The organism is Thalassolituus hydrocarboniclasticus, assembly GCF_025345565.1.
GTDB classification, from domain to species: Bacteria; Pseudomonadota; Gammaproteobacteria; order Pseudomonadales; family Oceanobacteraceae; genus Venatoribacter; species Venatoribacter hydrocarboniclasticus.
Genome location: NZ_CP054475.1, coordinates 2497843 through 2512837 on the forward strand (window position 1 = coordinate 2497843; position 14995 = coordinate 2512837).

At 43.9% G+C, this 14995-nt stretch carries 15 protein-coding genes; all 15 read right to left on the minus strand.

What is annotated here, in order from left to right; all coding sequences use genetic code 11:
- Positions 1–144: 144 nt before the first annotated feature.
- Positions 145–1719 carry a phosphoglucomutase (alpha-D-glucose-1,6-bisphosphate-dependent) gene (gene pgm / locus HUF19_RS11105; protein ID WP_260999494.1) on the minus strand — a complete coding sequence of 525 codons (1575 nt, stop codon included), beginning with the start codon at positions 1717–1719 and terminating at the stop codon, positions 145–147.
- 245 nt (positions 1720–1964) lie between these two features.
- A complete protein-coding gene (locus HUF19_RS11110; protein WP_260996698.1) occupies positions 1965–3434 on the minus strand; it encodes an MBL fold metallo-hydrolase RNA specificity domain-containing protein in 1470 nt (489 codons plus the stop codon).
- Between the two features lie 125 nt (positions 3435–3559).
- The gene (locus HUF19_RS11115; protein ID WP_260996699.1) at positions 3560–4069 is read right to left on the minus strand and encodes an RNA methyltransferase; all 510 of its coding nucleotides are present in this window, start codon (positions 4067–4069) and stop codon (positions 3560–3562) included.
- 74 nt (positions 4070–4143) lie between these two features.
- On the minus strand, positions 4144–4737 hold the full coding sequence (locus HUF19_RS11120; protein WP_260996700.1) for a sugar transferase: 594 nt from the start codon (positions 4735–4737) through the stop codon (positions 4144–4146).
- Positions 4730–5890 carry a DegT/DnrJ/EryC1/StrS family aminotransferase gene (locus tag HUF19_RS11125; protein WP_260996701.1) on the minus strand — a complete coding sequence of 387 codons (1161 nt, stop codon included), beginning with the start codon at positions 5888–5890 and terminating at the stop codon, positions 4730–4732. Before HUF19_RS11125 ends, HUF19_RS11120 begins: the two co-directional genes overlap by 8 nt.
- Positions 5887–6480 (minus strand): GNAT family N-acetyltransferase, encoded by a 594-nt coding sequence (locus HUF19_RS11130; protein WP_260996702.1) that lies wholly within the window; start codon positions 6478–6480, stop codon positions 5887–5889. The genes HUF19_RS11125 and HUF19_RS11130 overlap by 4 nt, the downstream gene beginning before the upstream one ends.
- Positions 6481–6482: 2 nt before the next feature.
- Positions 6483–7601, minus strand: coding sequence for a DegT/DnrJ/EryC1/StrS family aminotransferase (locus tag HUF19_RS11135; RefSeq protein ID WP_260996703.1), 1119 nt, complete (start codon positions 7599–7601; stop codon positions 6483–6485).
- Entirely contained in the window at positions 7598–8059 is a 462-nt protein-coding gene (locus HUF19_RS18365) for an acyltransferase (RefSeq protein ID WP_270049418.1), read from the minus strand. Before HUF19_RS18365 ends, HUF19_RS11135 begins: the two co-directional genes overlap by 4 nt.
- A complete protein-coding gene (locus tag HUF19_RS11150) occupies positions 8056–8457 on the minus strand; it encodes a sugar 3,4-ketoisomerase (RefSeq protein ID WP_260996704.1) in 402 nt (133 codons plus the stop codon). Before HUF19_RS11150 ends, HUF19_RS18365 begins: the two co-directional genes overlap by 4 nt.
- Positions 8454–9335, minus strand: a complete 882-nt coding sequence (rfbA, locus tag HUF19_RS11155) for a glucose-1-phosphate thymidylyltransferase RfbA (protein WP_260996705.1) — start codon at positions 9333–9335, stop codon at positions 8454–8456. The genes HUF19_RS11150 and rfbA overlap by 4 nt, the downstream gene beginning before the upstream one ends.
- Positions 9335–10453: a dTDP-glucose 4,6-dehydratase gene (gene rfbB / locus HUF19_RS11160; RefSeq protein WP_260996706.1), complete on the minus strand. Its 1119-nt coding sequence runs from the start codon at positions 10451–10453 to the stop codon at positions 9335–9337. The genes rfbA and rfbB overlap by 1 nt, the downstream gene beginning before the upstream one ends.
- A 10-nt stretch (positions 10454–10463) precedes the next feature.
- A complete protein-coding gene (locus HUF19_RS11165) occupies positions 10464–11243 on the minus strand; it encodes a glycosyltransferase family 2 protein (protein WP_260996707.1) in 780 nt (259 codons plus the stop codon).
- Positions 11243–12370, minus strand: a complete 1128-nt coding sequence (locus tag HUF19_RS11170) for a glycosyltransferase (RefSeq protein ID WP_260996708.1) — start codon at positions 12368–12370, stop codon at positions 11243–11245. The genes HUF19_RS11165 and HUF19_RS11170 overlap by 1 nt, the downstream gene beginning before the upstream one ends.
- Positions 12363–13523 carry an O-antigen ligase family protein gene (locus tag HUF19_RS11175; protein ID WP_260996709.1) on the minus strand — a complete coding sequence of 387 codons (1161 nt, stop codon included), beginning with the start codon at positions 13521–13523 and terminating at the stop codon, positions 12363–12365. The genes HUF19_RS11170 and HUF19_RS11175 overlap by 8 nt, the downstream gene beginning before the upstream one ends.
- 21 nt (positions 13524–13544) lie before the next feature.
- Positions 13545–14909, minus strand: a complete 1365-nt coding sequence (locus tag HUF19_RS11180; protein WP_260996710.1) for a polysaccharide deacetylase family protein — start codon at positions 14907–14909, stop codon at positions 13545–13547.
- Between the last annotated feature and the right edge of the window lie 86 nt (positions 14910–14995).

Genomic DNA, 14995 nt, shown 5'->3' on the forward strand with positions numbered 1-14995 from the left:
CGTTCCCACGCTCCGCGTGGGAACGCAACTCCTACACTCCGCGTGGGAATGCAACTGTGCCCGCAAGGGCTACCACGCAGAGCGTGGGAGCCAGATGTACGCAGAGCGTGGAAGCCAGGTGATTTTAAAAAAGTGAAACTCCTGTCAGAGCACCGCGCTCAGCAAACTCTGCGCTTCATTAATCAACTGTCCTAAGTGCTCCTCACCGACAAAACTTTCTGCATAAATTTTATAAATATCTTCCGTCCCGCTCGGACGTGCAGCAAACCAACCCTGCTCTGTACACACCTTAATTCCGCCAATAGCTGCCCCATTACCTGGCGCACGGGTATGTACCGCGGTAATGTCAGAACCGGCAAGTTGTGAAGCCTGAATGCGGTCAGCTGTCAGCTGTTTAAAAGCCGCTTTCTGTGCCGGGGTTGCTGGCGCATCGATGCGACGATAAACAGGATTACCATGCTGCTGCACCAGCCTGGCGTAATATTCCGATGGTTTCAGACCCGTTACCGCCATAATTTCTGCGGCCAGCAGGCACAATACAATGCCGTCTTTATCGGTAGTCCATGGTTTGCCATTCAGGGTTAAAAAGCTGGCACCGGCGCTCTCTTCTCCACCGAATGCCAGCTCAGCATTAAACAGCCCTGGTACAAACCATTTAAACCCGACCGGCACTTCGTACAATTCACGGTTATTCGCCTGTACCACGCGGTCCATCATTGAACTGGTAACCAGGGTTTTGCCCACTTTCAGAGTGGCTGACCAATGTGGACGATGGGTTAATAAATAATCAACACACACACACAGGAAATGATTCGGATTCATTAAGCCTGCAGAATCGACAATACCATGACGATCGGCATCGGGGTCGTTACCAAAGGCAATATCAAATTGATCTCTGACCTTAAGCAAATTCGCCATCGCAGCGGTACTGGAACAATCCATACGGATACGGCCATCGTGATCCGGCGGCATAAAAGCAAATGCCGGATCGACCTGCTGATTAACCACGCTGATATTCATACCGGCTTCAGCGCCCAGCGCCTGCCACACCGGCAGCGCAGTACCCCCCATAGGATCAGCACCCAGCTTCAGCCCGCTGTTACGGATAGCCTGCAGATCAACAACCTGACCCAGCTGGGCAATATACTCAGCAACAAAGTCGTATTCCTGCGCCTGCGTGCGGGCCGTACTGATATCCAGGCGCTTCACATCCGTGCAGCCATTATGCAGATATTCGTTAGCACGCTGTTCAATCCAGCCGGTAACGTCACTATCGGCAGGGCCGCCATCCGGGGTGTTGTACTTAATACCACCGTCTTCCGGCGGATTATGCGAAGGCGTAATAATCAGACCATCGGCCTGCCCTGCCGGCTCAGACGCGTTAAAACTGAGAATGGCACGGCTGACCAGCGGCGTTGCCGTAACCTCTCCACCCGCGGCAATACGCACATCAATATTGTTAGCAGCCAGCACCTGCAAAGCGGTTTCCCAGGCAGGCTGTGACAAAGCATGAGTATCCTGACCGAGAAACAGTGGCCCACCAATATTGGCCTGAGCGCGGTAATCGGCCACAGCCTGAGCAATACTCAGAATATGCCACTCGTTAAAGGTACTTTTTAATGCAGAGCCACGGTGCCCGGATGTGCCAAAAGCAACACGCTGTGCCGCGACAGAGGCGTCTGGTTTAATCGCATAAAAAGCATCCAGTAAATTCTGAATCACACACGCATCCTCATTTTGGGTGTTCTGATAATGGCCCCATAATAGCATGAGTGGCTCCTGTAACACGGAGCTCTGGGAGTGACATGTCTTTCGCGATGAAACGGTAAGAGCGGAATGTCTGCCGCGACACATCGTTTTGTGCAGGAGCGGCCCATGGCCGCGATGCCCGCCAACGGCGGGCCGATAAACATCAACGCTGCATAGCGACTTTAAAAACCCCGATTCGCGGCCATGGGCCTCTCCTACCCAATCACCACATCGGTATCCGGTAACATCTCCCGGTAGAGCTGCCGCAATTCACGCTTCGCCTCATCATCACCATGCACAATACGGATATGCTGCGGCTTATGGCGCATACGTTTGACAAAATTAAGCAGGTCGCGCTGATCGGCATGGGCACTGTATCCACCAAGCGTATACACACCCGCTTTAATATCTACCCGCTGACCATCCAGCACCACGTAACCAGGTGATTTACCCTCGCGGAAACGCGGGCCATATTGCTGAATATCACGCCCCGCTGTACCACGCGCCTGATAACCAACAAATATCACATCGGTACGCTCATCCGGCAGCAGGGCTCTTAAATAATTCTGAATACGACCACCGCTGCACATTCCACTGGCGGCAATTACAACAGCCGCACGGCCGGTCTTTTTAAGATAAGCAACGGTATTCAGATGATCGGCATGGCGGTTAACAGTAAGCAACTGCTCAAAATCCAGCGGATGCCGCCCTGCCCTTACCTTATTGCGCGCCTCAGCATCCCACAGATGCTTTAATGCGCGATAACTGGCGGTAAATTCAGCAGCCAGCGGCGAATCGACAATAATATCCAGATGCTCCCACACATTGTCAGAGCCACTGTTACGGGTATTGGCCGCGCTTACCCGGTGAATAATCTCCTCAAGCTCGTACAACAACTCCTGCGTACGGCCAATCGAAAATGCCGGGATTAATACCGTTCCGCCATTTTTCAGACAGGTTTCAATAACCTGCTGCAACTGTGCTCGGCGCTGGCGGCGCGATTCATGCACCCTGTCACCATAGGTGCTTTCAATAACCAGAGTATCGGCACGATACGGGGCTTTTGGCGCAGGCAATAACGGTGAATACGGTGCACCCAAATCACCGGAAAATACGATTTTATGGGACTTTTCCCGAGCATGTTTTTCTGCCGGAGAGGCGGCCGCAGTCAGAGAGGCGGCAGCCAGATCAAACTCCACATAGGCAGAGCCCAGAATATGCCCTGCACAATGAAACTTTGCCTTTAAACCATCGATACCCGCAATATCAAACCACTGCTTATAAGGCACCGGCACCAACAGCGACTGCAACTTCTGCAACACCGAGCGGATTAACCGCTCATCACGACTGACGCCCACTTTAATAGCATCTTCAATTACCAGAGGCAGTAACTGTGCCGTTGCCTCACTGGCATACACCGGGCCGTCAAATCCCGCCGCCAATAAATAAGGGATACGCCCAACATGATCAATATGGCAATGGGTAACCACTAAAGCCTGAATACCTGCCAGCGGAAAATCGATTTGCTTGCGGTTAAAATCTTCGTTACCGCTTTCCCGGTCAATGGACTCCGCCCCCTGAAACAAACCGCAATCAACCAGCAACGACAGCCCGTTCGCCAGTTTCAGCTGATGACAGGAGCCGGTTACACCATTAACCGCGCCATGATGAAGTATTTCAAACATAAAAATCCTTTTAAATGCTGCAATAACCACATCAGTATGCTGACACTCCCCTGAACCCAAACCTATCAGGCAATTGTCGGATAAGCAGGACGACTTCCGACTTCCGACTTCCGACTTCCGACTAATTAACGCTTTAACCTGTTTCTGTTATCCCGACTTCTTTTTATCAGCTCATCCCCTGATTTAATGTCCTTTGCCGGGCCAAGCTTTGCCAGGCGGTCATAAAGCACAACATTAACCGTTGCCGCCAGATTCATACACCCCACCGTAGGGATATAAACCACCTCATCTGCAGCACTGACAATATCCTGCGGAATACTGCCATCTTCAGGGCCGAACACATAAAGCGCATGCTCAGGATGCTCAAACTCCGGCAGCGGCGTTGCACCGACAACCAGTTCCACACAAATAAGGCGGGTATCATCCGGCAACTGCTCTTTAACCAGAAGCAGACTCCCGACATGAGACATCTGCGCTTTTTCTGCCACGTTACGCGTATCGGTACTGTGCTTTACGGCACGGTCATAACGGCTGCCGGTGTAAAAGATGCCATCAGCCTGATAGCACCCCAGCGCCCGTAAAACCGAACCGACGTTACCGGCATCTTTGGGGTTTTCTAAACCAAGATAAACCATAAGCTCTTTGTGAAATTTAGAATTAGAAGTGCCGAGAATAAAAACCAGTCATGCAAATCTCAAAATACCTGAAATTAACGTGTGATAATCTTTTTAAGAGTCAGAAAAATCAATTTAAGATCAAGACACAGACTCTTCGAATCAACATATTCTAAATAGTAAGATTGCTTTATCGGCAAAATGATATCGATATATGCCTGCCTTGAATCATTATATTTCGCGAGAATTTCGTTTTCATCGACCATTTCAATAGAAGCTTTGTCTGTGATACCAGGTCTTACAGACAACACCTTCTCCCGCACATCAATGGGATAACAGTCAATAAACTCCTGAACTTCCGGGCGCGGTCCGACCAGACTCATTCGCCCCATAAGAACGTCGATCAACTGTGGTAATTCATCAATTTTTGTTTTGCGTAAAAAATGACCTGAACGAGTAATGCGTGAGTCTGCTCCTACCGTCAAACGACCTGATTTTTCGGCATCCAGACGCATGGTACGAAATTTATGGATTTTGAATGGCACGCCAAAACGACCGACTCGATTCTGCCTGAAAAAAACAGGGCCAGCTGAATCCAACTTAATCCATATTGCAATCAGGGCAAAAAAAGGTGCAAGAATCAGCAACCCGAAAAAAGATGCCAGCACATCTAAAAGCCGCTTAATCACAACCAAGCACCTTCTTGACTGCACGAACAACACGCTGCTGGTCTGAATACGTCATCTTAGTGTACAAGGGCAAAGAAACTTCCGTCTCATAAGCGGCATGCGCATTTGGGAACACTTCAGGAGTAAGAGAGTAAGTGTCACGCCAGTACGGCTGTAAATGCAGAGGAATAAAATGCACCGAACAACCGATGCCTTCATCAGCCATTTTCTGTATAAACTCATCCCGCGCAATACCTGCTTCAGGCTTAAGACGGATGGGATACAAGTGCCATGCATGTTCAGACCCATTACCAGGTAATGCAGGTAGCACCAAAGGCACACCCGAAAACTCCTGATTATAAAATCCCGCCATGTCATTACGCTTCAGCTGAAATGCTGGTAAACGCTTTAACTGATGTATGCCAATGGCGGCTGCGATATCGGGCATATTGTACTTAAAACCCGGTGCAACAATCTCATAGAACCAAGCAGGTTTAGTAGACGTATAACGATCAAAGGCATCCCGGCTTATCCCATGCAACCGCATAATGCGACAACGCTTGGCAAGCTCTGCATCACGGGTTACCACCATACCACCTTCACCAGTAGTCATGGTTTTGTTGGCATAAAAACTGAATACCGTAAAATCAGAATCCAAGGTACCGATCAGTTTACCATTATAATGGGTAGGCAATGCATGAGCCGCATCTTCAACAATACGAATACCATGCGTTTTAGCAACTTTAATAATGGCATCCATATCGCACGACAGCCCAGCAAAATGAACTGGCATCACCGCCTTGGTTTTATCGGTAATGGCCGCAGCAAAGGATTCCGCAGTCATATTGAAAGTTGCTGAATCAACATCAACAAAAACCGGTGTCCCCCCCAAGTAACGAATCACTTCTGCAGTTGCAGTGAAGGTATAGTCGGGCACAATAACTTCATCCCCCGGGCCAACACCTAAGGCTTCTAAAGCCAGATGCAACCCAGAAGTGGCGGAGTTTACAGAAATTGACTGAAGTGAGGAATCGCCTAAAAACTCAGTAAACTGCTCTTCAAATTTCTTAGCCTTCGGCCCAGTAGTTACCCAGCCAGAGCGTAAGGAATCAACAACCTCAGAAATCTCCTCTTCACCGATTTCCGGCAAAGCAAACGGAAGAAAACCATTCATCGTGCAACCTCAAAAGTCTTTTCCATATAATACTGACCCGAAATAAATGCTTGTACTTTAAAACCTGTTTTATAGTAAAAATTTAACGCTCTGACATTTGAACAAGCAACATACAAACCCAGCTTATCTACACCATTACCAGTGCAATAGTTATCAACTGCATTCATCAGGAAAGACCCTACACCTACAGAATCATTACTAACGGCTATCGAAAGTATAAGGTGTTCTGCCTCATCAAAACGATCGGAGTTCTGAATAATCGCAGAGAGACGCTTCAATATGAATCTAAAGGAAACTGAGGGTCTGGAAAGAAAAAACTTAATTATATCCAGACGATTCTCTCTTTTGAATTTTGAAACCTTACCTGGCAGGCCTTTACCAAAAACAACAAACCCTTTAATATCAGTAGTTAAACCATTTTCTACACAAACATAGAAAGCATTTTCATCAGTTAAAAATTCAGAGTAATACTTAACAATAAGATCACGCCCCATACTCCCACTGATATGATCAGATGGATAACTAGCAGCATGAATCAAGGCCACATCATCAAGATGAATTGGACTCACATTTATACATTTAAATGACATAATTATCCCCTGTAAGCATTACAAGCATCAATGACGAAAGCTACATCAGAGCCACTCATAACTGAACTAACAGGTAAGCTTAACACTTCGGAATGGATGCTCTCAGTTGTATCAAAATGACCACTAAAAACCCTAGAATAAGCCTTCTGATTATGAGGTGCTATAGGGTAATGAATCATAGTCTGAATGCCAACATTTGATAGGTATTGTTGCAGACAATCCCGCTGACCAGTACGAACCACAAATAAATGAAAGGCATGATGTTCCAATCCACGGGAAACATCTATTGAAGAAACTGGCAATAATATCGCGGGATTATTTATACCATCAGCATAGGTAGCTGCAATTTCCCGGCGACGTTTCGTTTCTGAATCAAGATATCTCAATTTTACACGCAGCATGGCAGCTTGCATTTCATCAAGCCGGCTGTTTACCCCCTGATACAGGTTTTCGTATTTTTTGTTGCTACCATAATTACCCAGTACTCGAATCGTTTGTGCCAACTCATCATTATTTGTAGTTACAGCCCCCGCATCACCAAGTGCACCCAAGTTTTTACCTGGATAGAAGCTAAAACCCGAAGCATGACCCCAGTTACCGGCTTTTTTACCATTGATTGCTGCACCGTGCGCCTGAGCAGAATCCTCCAGCACTAACAAGTCGTGTTTATTTGCAATATTCATAATTTCTGGCATATCTGCCAGCTGGCCATATAGGTGAACCGCTACAATTGCTTTGGTTTTATCCGTAATAGCCGCACGAATATTTTCCGGGCTAATATTGTAAGTAGCAGGGTCTGGCTCTACTAACACTGGCCGGAGGTGATTTTCGGTAATGGCTAAAATACTGGCGATATAGGTATTGGCGGGTACGATTACCTCGTCACCGTCTTTGAGCTTGCCCATTTCTTTCCAGGCACGAAGAACCAGAATCAGAGCATCTAAACCGTTCGCCACACCGATACAATGTTTGGTTCCGCAGTAATCTGCAAATTCTTGCTCGAATGCTTTAACTTCTGCCCCCTGAATATACCAGCCAGAATCTATAACACGGGCACAAGCCTGAATTAATTCGTCGCGATACTGAGCATTGATCGCTTTTAAATCTAAAAATGAGATCATTCTAAAAACCTGATTATTTTAGCTGGATTACCGACAACAACTGCTTTTGGAGGAACATCTTTTGTTACAACCGCACCAGCACCAACCATAGCCGACGCACCAATTGTAACTCCTGGCAGCACTGTTGCATTAGCTCCAATGCTCGCAGAATCACACACTGTAATGCCAGTAAAGCTGTCAGGATATTCTTTTGAGCGTGGAAAAGGATCATTGGTAAATGTGACATTGGGTCCAATAAAAACATTATTACCAATTCGTGTACCATCCCAAACCTGGACTCCTGACTTGACGGTTACGTTATCACCAATAATAACATCGCCTTCAATAAGGCATTGTGCACAAATATTACAGTTTTCACCGACTATTGCACCTTTTAAAATCACAACAAATTGCCAAACTTTTGTGCCAGCACCTAAGGTACATTCTGAAACATCCGCGAGTGAATGGATAAAACTCATTTATTCACCGATTTTGTAAAATCAGAATAATCACGGATATAGTCCGATTCATCATAGTGTTCACTGGCCAAGACCAACAAAACACAATCGTCACTAAAATCGTGCATTTCCCGCCACACATTATTACCAATCAGAAGACCTTTTGTCGGTGAATCTAACCATACCGATTCTTTATCTATACCATCGTCCAACAGCATACGGCACTTTCCAGCTACACAAACGGCAAGCTGTTGCAGATTTTTGTGCGCATGAAACCCACGGGAAACGCCAGGCTGGGTGGCAAAGATGTAATAAACACGTTTAACCTCAAAGGGGATGTGCTTATTTGCTTCTATTGCTACCAATGAACCACGTTCATCCCCGAGCGATGGTAGATCAATAAGACGAATAAGGCTCATATTTTACCCTCTGACACTTCCAGCAGATATTGGCCATAGCTGTTTTTGCTCATTAACTTGCCAGCTTCTTGCAGCTGTTCTTTGCTCATCCAGCCATTGTTGAAAGCGATTTCTTCGATACAGGCCACTTTATAGCCCTGGCGCTTTTCAATAGTTTCTACAAACTGTGCGGCTTCCAACAAGCTTTCATGGGTGCCGGTATCTAACCAGGCGAAGCCACGCCCCAGCAGCTCTACGTTCAGTTCGTTTAAATCGAGGTAGGCGTTGTTAACACAGGTAATTTCTAACTCGCCACGATCGCTGGGCTTCACGTTTTTTGCGATTTCGATTACGCGGTTATCGTAAAAATACAAGCCAGTTACCGCATAGTGGGACTTGGGTTTATTCGGTTTTTCTTCGATTGAAACAGCTTTCATGTTGGTATCGAACTCCACCACACCAAAGCGTTCTGGGTCTTTTACCTGGTAACCAAATACGGTTGCACCCTTGCCTTCTTTGGCCTTTTTAACCGCTTCTTTCAGTTTTGGAGTGAAGCCTTGACCGTAGTAAATATTATCGCCCAGTACCAAACATACATCGTCAGTCCCGATAAACTCCTCGCCAATAATGAAAGCTTGAGCCAAGCCATCGGGGCTTGGCTGTATGGCGTAGCTCAGGTTTACACCAAACTGACTGCCATCTTGCAGCAGACGCTGAAAGGCGGGTTGATCTTCCGCTGTGGTAATAATGAGAATGTCGCGGATACCAGCCAACATCAGCACCGACAACGGATAGTAAATCATAGGCTTGTCGTAGATCGGTAACAGTTGTTTGGATACGCCCATCGTAATGGGGTACAAACGAGTGCCGGAGCCTCCTGCGAGGATGATACCTTTCATTATTTATTTCCTAAACGTGCTAATTGGTAGTCGCCGTTTAATACACGTTGCCACCATTGTTCGTTGTTTAAATACCACTCTACGGTTTTACGTAAGCCAGTTTCAAAAGTTTCTTCCGGTTGCCAGCCCAGTTCATTGGCAATTTTACTGGCATCAATGGCGTAGCGGCGATCGTGTCCAGGACGGTCTTTCACATAGGTGATGAGGGTCGAATGGCCTCCTTTCGGCGCCTGGCTTGACACTAAATCATCCAGAATGGTGCAGATAGCCTGAACTACTTCAATGTTCCGCTTTTCGTTATGGCCACCAATATTGTAGGTTTCACCTACTGCTCCCTGTGTAATTACCCGATACAGCGCACGCGCATGGTCTTCTACATACAGCCAATCGCGAATCTGATCTCCCTTGCCGTAAATGGGCAGTGGTTTACCGTGTAAGGCATTCAGAATCACGTGCGGTATCAGTTTTTCCGGGAAATGATAAGGGCCATAGTTGTTGGAGCAGTTAGTAATAATAGTTGGTAAACCATAAGTACGCCGCCAGGCACGTACAAGGTGGTCGGAACTGGCTTTACTGGCACTATAGGGCGAGCTTGGCGCATAAGCTGTTGTTTCTGTAAATAACGGTAATTCTGTATCGTTGTCGCGGGCATGGCCCGCTCCTATAGGTTCGCTATTCGCCACATCATCCGGGTGCGGCAGGTCGCCATAGACTTCATCGGTACTGATATGATGGAAGCGGAACGCCGCCTTACGACCTTCGTCCAACTCTTGCCAGTAGCTGCGAGCCACTTCCAGTAACGTCAAAGTGCCAACGACGTTGGTTTCAATAAACGCAGCGGGACCATCTATCGAACGATCCACATGACTTTCAGCTGCCAGGTGCATCACCGCATCAGGCTGATGCTGGGCAAACACACGGTCTAATTCAGCACGGTTGCAGATATCTACCTGTTCGAAAGTATAACGTTCAGACGTGCTAACAGCAGACAGATTTTCCAGATTTCCGGCATATGTCAGTTTATCGAGGTTTACGACTGAATCATTGGTGTCGTTAATAATATGGCGAACAACTGCTGAGCCAATAAAGCCCGCTCCACCAGTTACCAGAATCTTCAAGAGCCAATCCTCATCTACTTTTGTAGTAATAAATCAAATGATCATAGGTAAAATGCAAAACCACAGAAAATAACCAAATCAGTGGCGATACCAGCATATAATTTTTAGCCAAAATTTTAGCTTTGTCGTGAAATATACTTCTCCGCGAGCGAGTTTTCATTGTATTTCCACGATGTGATCGGTAATAAAACAACGGCTCAGGAACAGCTACAAAATTAGTCAGACTGGCAGCACGTATAACAAAATCCCAGTCTTCTTCTTTAAGCGATTCGTCAAAACCATTCATCTCATGAAATAACCGGCTGCTGAACAGAATTGAACCTGCAGGAACATGCTGGCTGACAAATACACTATTCAGCACCCTCCCAACCTTGGGATTTTTGGGGAAAACACGCATATTTTCAGCAGAATCCGAATCGAATTCTAATGCCTGCGTATAGCAAAACTCAGCATTATCAGACGACAGAATCAATTTCATTTGCTTCTCAATTTTATCAAGCGCCCAATAATCATCAGAAGCCAGCAGTGCAATATAATCACCCGTGGAAAACTCTGATACACCCCGGTTAAGCGTTTTACATACACCGGCGTTAGACTGCTCAACAAAAGTGAAGCCATGCTTATCTGAAAGCGAGCGAATGGTACTACAACTATTATCTTTTGACCCATCATCAATAACAATCAACTCAATATTCTTGTAACTCTGATTAAGAACACTAAGAATAGCCTGTTCTACATAAGCTTCATGGTTATAACAAGGAACAATAACACTAACTTTTGGCATATTCATTATTGGATAATATCCTTATAGAATTCTAACAGCTTTTTCTCCTCAGACTCCCAACTGTATTTTTGCATAACTGCAGCACGGCCGGATTCGCCATAACTCCGCGCCAGACCAACATTGCCACAAATAGATTTAATTGCATCTACAATCTCATCAACAGAATATGGGTCGACTACTTTTCCACAAGAGGACTCATTTACAATAGTCTCCCAAAGAGGAAAATTGGAAGCAATAACGGGCACCCCTGCAGCCATATATTCAAACAGTTTGATTGGCAAAGCCTCAACTTGATTAGGGCTCGGGTGTAATGTAACCATTCCAACATTTGATTCAGAAAGCGCCTTCCGGACACCCTCACGTCCTAGCATTCCTCTAAAATCAACCTGACTCCAGCAACAATGACTATTAACAAGCCTTTCTGTATTGGGTGAATCAAAGGTGCCACACAAAATTAATTTGTACTCAGGACCAAGCACCCCGAGTGCATCCATAAGCTCAACAATCCCCCGCTCAACATTAATAGACCCAATATAACAAATAACTTTTTCACCTTCTTTTATTACAGGAAGATCAAGAAACTCGTCTAAAATAGGATAATTTTTAACGCAAACAGTGTTATTATTAATAGACTTAAAGCGGCTCTCAATTAATGGGGTTGCAGCAACAACCCCAGCAATACGCTTCGAAACAAAATTTTCGATAATCTCAGCAACTGATGAAAGTGGCTTTCTTATCAAGACTGGCAACCACATTTTATACAGCAATTGCCTAGGAAAATCCTCATGAGAGTCCCAGATCACTTTAAACCCTTTGAAAGTCAGGATATATGCCAGGATCAGATTTTCAGGATCGTGAAAGTGAACAACCACTTTTTCACTAGAAACAACTGTTCGCTTAATATCTGCTAAATATGCAATGACTCCACGATAGTGAGAGAAAACCCTGAAAAGCCGATTACCAACCCGCTCCCCCAGATCAACAATCTTGACTACCGAATCATCGTCGTTACCATGGCCATCAAAAACGATAAGAGTGCTATCATACGCTCTAGACAGCGATATTAGCTCCTTTAAATAGATTCGGATGTCATGTCTTTTATGGACAGTTGTAATATGAAAAATACTAGACACTTACACGCTCACTCTTGTAGACAGAATAAAATAATGAGAAAACACCACTTGAAACCCCAAGATAGAGCGTCAAATATTGGTCAGATACTAAAACTTTCATTAGAAGAAATATGTAAAGCAAGAATGACAGTACATAAATGAAATAAAAATATGGTGAACATTCAGCAATTCGTAAGAAGCGCTTTCTCTTGCCTAAAAAAGCCAAAGCAGGCAATAACAATAGCCAAAGATATAACACAAGACCTATCAAACCATTATTCAACCACACTAATATGAAATTATGAGGGTAGGCCGATACACTTCCAAATTCAGATAAATATGCCCCATAGTTGCCCCAAATAGGAGATTCAATTATCTCATTTAAAGCGAACACAATATATTCATATCGATTAGAAACGCTTTCATCACTTGCTGAAATCCTCATAATTCTATTATTCAATTCAATATCAAACATTAAGTAAAGCATGCTGAGCAATAGTGCGACAACACAAACAAAAACGAACTCTTTTGTAAAAGCTCCCTTAAAATAAATATAAGTAATCAATGAGGAAACCACATAAAATATTAAAACCGATCTAGAACCAATCAAAAAAATAGAACTCATGGAAACAAAGAAAAATAAACAAAGGAGTAGCATTTTATTCTTTGATAACAGATAAGAAAAAACAATAAACACAGGAACAATATAAAGAAAAGCAAATATCAGATAAGTACTTACATCTTTGCTCATGCTTCTTGGATTGAAATGATAAGTACCTTCTAAATTGAAAAAAATCATTAGTGAATAAAATACAAGATAAAGCAAAACAGGCCATATGTGAACATAGAACACATAAGCCTTCTTAAAAAGAAAGAATAGATACAGAACATTAAACAAATAGACAACAGTCCAAACTAGCAATTCAACCTGAGCCACACCACTTTCGGATAACATATAATGTATTACCGAAACAGACAAAAAGAATAGCATTGTAAATACAAACAAACAATCAAATCTATTGAGTTTAAATCCAAGCACCAGCAAAGGGGATAAGGCAGCTGTTACAAGAGTAAAATAGCCCCCCAGATATGGGTAAAAACCATATTTAAAGATCAAAAAATTATAGATAAGAAAACCAGGAAATATAGCCAAGAAGGATATATTATAACCCATATTTCGATACATAAACTTAGCTCAAGAGATTATAAAATTGAACATTTTTTTTCTACCCAGAAAGAACTGGCTATTATGCCAAAGCAAGGAGAAGTCCCCATTAAACTTGTAGCAATTCGCTTTAAGAATATTTAATTTATATAAAACCTCACTCGGAGGATATAAAGAAAAAGCAGCCACTTCCATGACAATTAGTGGCCGTTGAATCAAATTTATTTGACGACCTTCAAGCCAGCTCCACATTGGAAAGCTGTAGCAAACGCCAAACCTGAAACCGGGAACATCTGCATAGCCGCCTGTTGTATCGTAGCTATAGCCAGCACGTTCAAAGTAGTCCTGAGTAACAGAGTAATCTACTCTTAAATAATGCTGACGAATGCCAATTGGTTTTGCATACTTATTACAAGCAATTACAAATTTATCAAATTGTCTTTTTTCATATGCAATCATTCCACCATCACGATATGTATTATAACTGCCATGCACACCAACATTGTGCCCCCTGGAAATAATACGTTTTATAAGCTGCTGAATTCTTTGTTCCTGTATACTATATTCACCATCAATTTTTCCTGCACTATGATTAACTATAAAGTAAAAAGTAGCTTTCAAACCATTACGCTCACAGGCATCCATATACCAATCGAATGTATTGTATGGGTCAAGCTTGTATATTTTTAAAGGGGCGATTATAGCATTGAGAACCCTTTTAAAAGCGAGAATAATATCCTTTCTTTTAATTACGTCCATAAGGGCTGTTTTAAAAAGACCCAAGGGCTTATTTACCAGAGAATCAAACGGATCATCGACATCACAGCTCACTCTTATTGATGCTGTATGCTTTTTTCTATCAAGAGCAGGCCAAAGCCTGGACATAGAGAACCATAAGACTTCTAAATATTCATTAATAATGGGCCGATCCAGAAAGTTAGCCTTATAAGCTAAAGAAGAAGTACCAGGAAAACGATCATGATTGTCCCGATCCTGTACTACCAATTCCTCATAGCGTGATAACATAAAAAAGGCACTGCCGAAAATATCAATCCCGAGTTGGACGTGATCTCCATCATCAACAATCAATCCTTTTCCATAAAGAATGGGAAGCTCTTCATTCACAAGTATTGCACGAAGATTATCATCCTGGGGTTTCCAGCTTCGCAAAGGCAGCAATGGTAGTGAATCTGACTTCAGCCAGTTATCAACCGCCCCACTAAAAAAGCTGACATCAATGCTGAGTACTTTGATTGAGCTTTGACAGCGTATTTCAATGCAGCTGGACACCTTATCGGAGATAATAAAATCCAATCCAAGAAAATATTTCAGTAAAACATTCAATGAATAAGTAATCTGACTCTGACAATAATCCGGAATACTGACTATTAACATATCAGTTTCACCTCTTGTACAAGATTAGATTTTAAAATCATAATTCTGAAAACGTTATTCTATACTCTCAATAGAAGCATGATTTT

Bases quoted from the DNA above. Each gene is read 5' to 3' on its own strand.
- HUF19_RS11165 (WP_260996707.1), bottom strand. From the start codon at position 11,243: ATGAATATGCCAAAAGTTAGTGTTATTGTTCCTTGTTATAACCATGAA.
- HUF19_RS11180 (WP_260996710.1), bottom strand. From the start codon at position 14,909: ATGTTAATAGTCAGTATTCCGGATTATTGTCAGAGTCAGATTACTTAT.
- HUF19_RS11125 (WP_260996701.1), bottom strand. From the start codon at position 5,890: ATGAATGGTTTTCTTCCGTTTGCTTTGCCGGAAATCGGTGAAGAGGAG.
- HUF19_RS11110 (WP_260996698.1), bottom strand. From the start codon at position 3,434: ATGTTTGAAATACTTCATCATGGCGCGGTTAATGGTGTAACCGGCTCC.
- rfbA (WP_260996705.1), bottom strand. From the start codon at position 9,335: ATGAAAGGTATCATCCTCGCAGGAGGCTCCGGCACTCGTTTGTACCCC.
- HUF19_RS18365 (WP_270049418.1), bottom strand. From the start codon at position 8,059: ATGAGTTTTATCCATTCACTCGCGGATGTTTCAGAATGTACCTTAGGT.
- HUF19_RS11150 (WP_260996704.1), bottom strand. From the start codon at position 8,457: ATGAGCCTTATTCGTCTTATTGATCTACCATCGCTCGGGGATGAACGT.
- HUF19_RS11175 (WP_260996709.1), bottom strand. From the start codon at position 13,523: ATGGGTTATAATATATCCTTCTTGGCTATATTTCCTGGTTTTCTTATC.
- HUF19_RS11115 (WP_260996699.1), bottom strand. From the start codon at position 4,069: ATGGTTTATCTTGGTTTAGAAAACCCCAAAGATGCCGGTAACGTCGGT.
- HUF19_RS11135 (WP_260996703.1), bottom strand. From the start codon at position 7,601: ATGATCTCATTTTTAGATTTAAAAGCGATCAATGCTCAGTATCGCGAC.
- HUF19_RS11130 (WP_260996702.1), bottom strand. From the start codon at position 6,480: ATGTCATTTAAATGTATAAATGTGAGTCCAATTCATCTTGATGATGTG.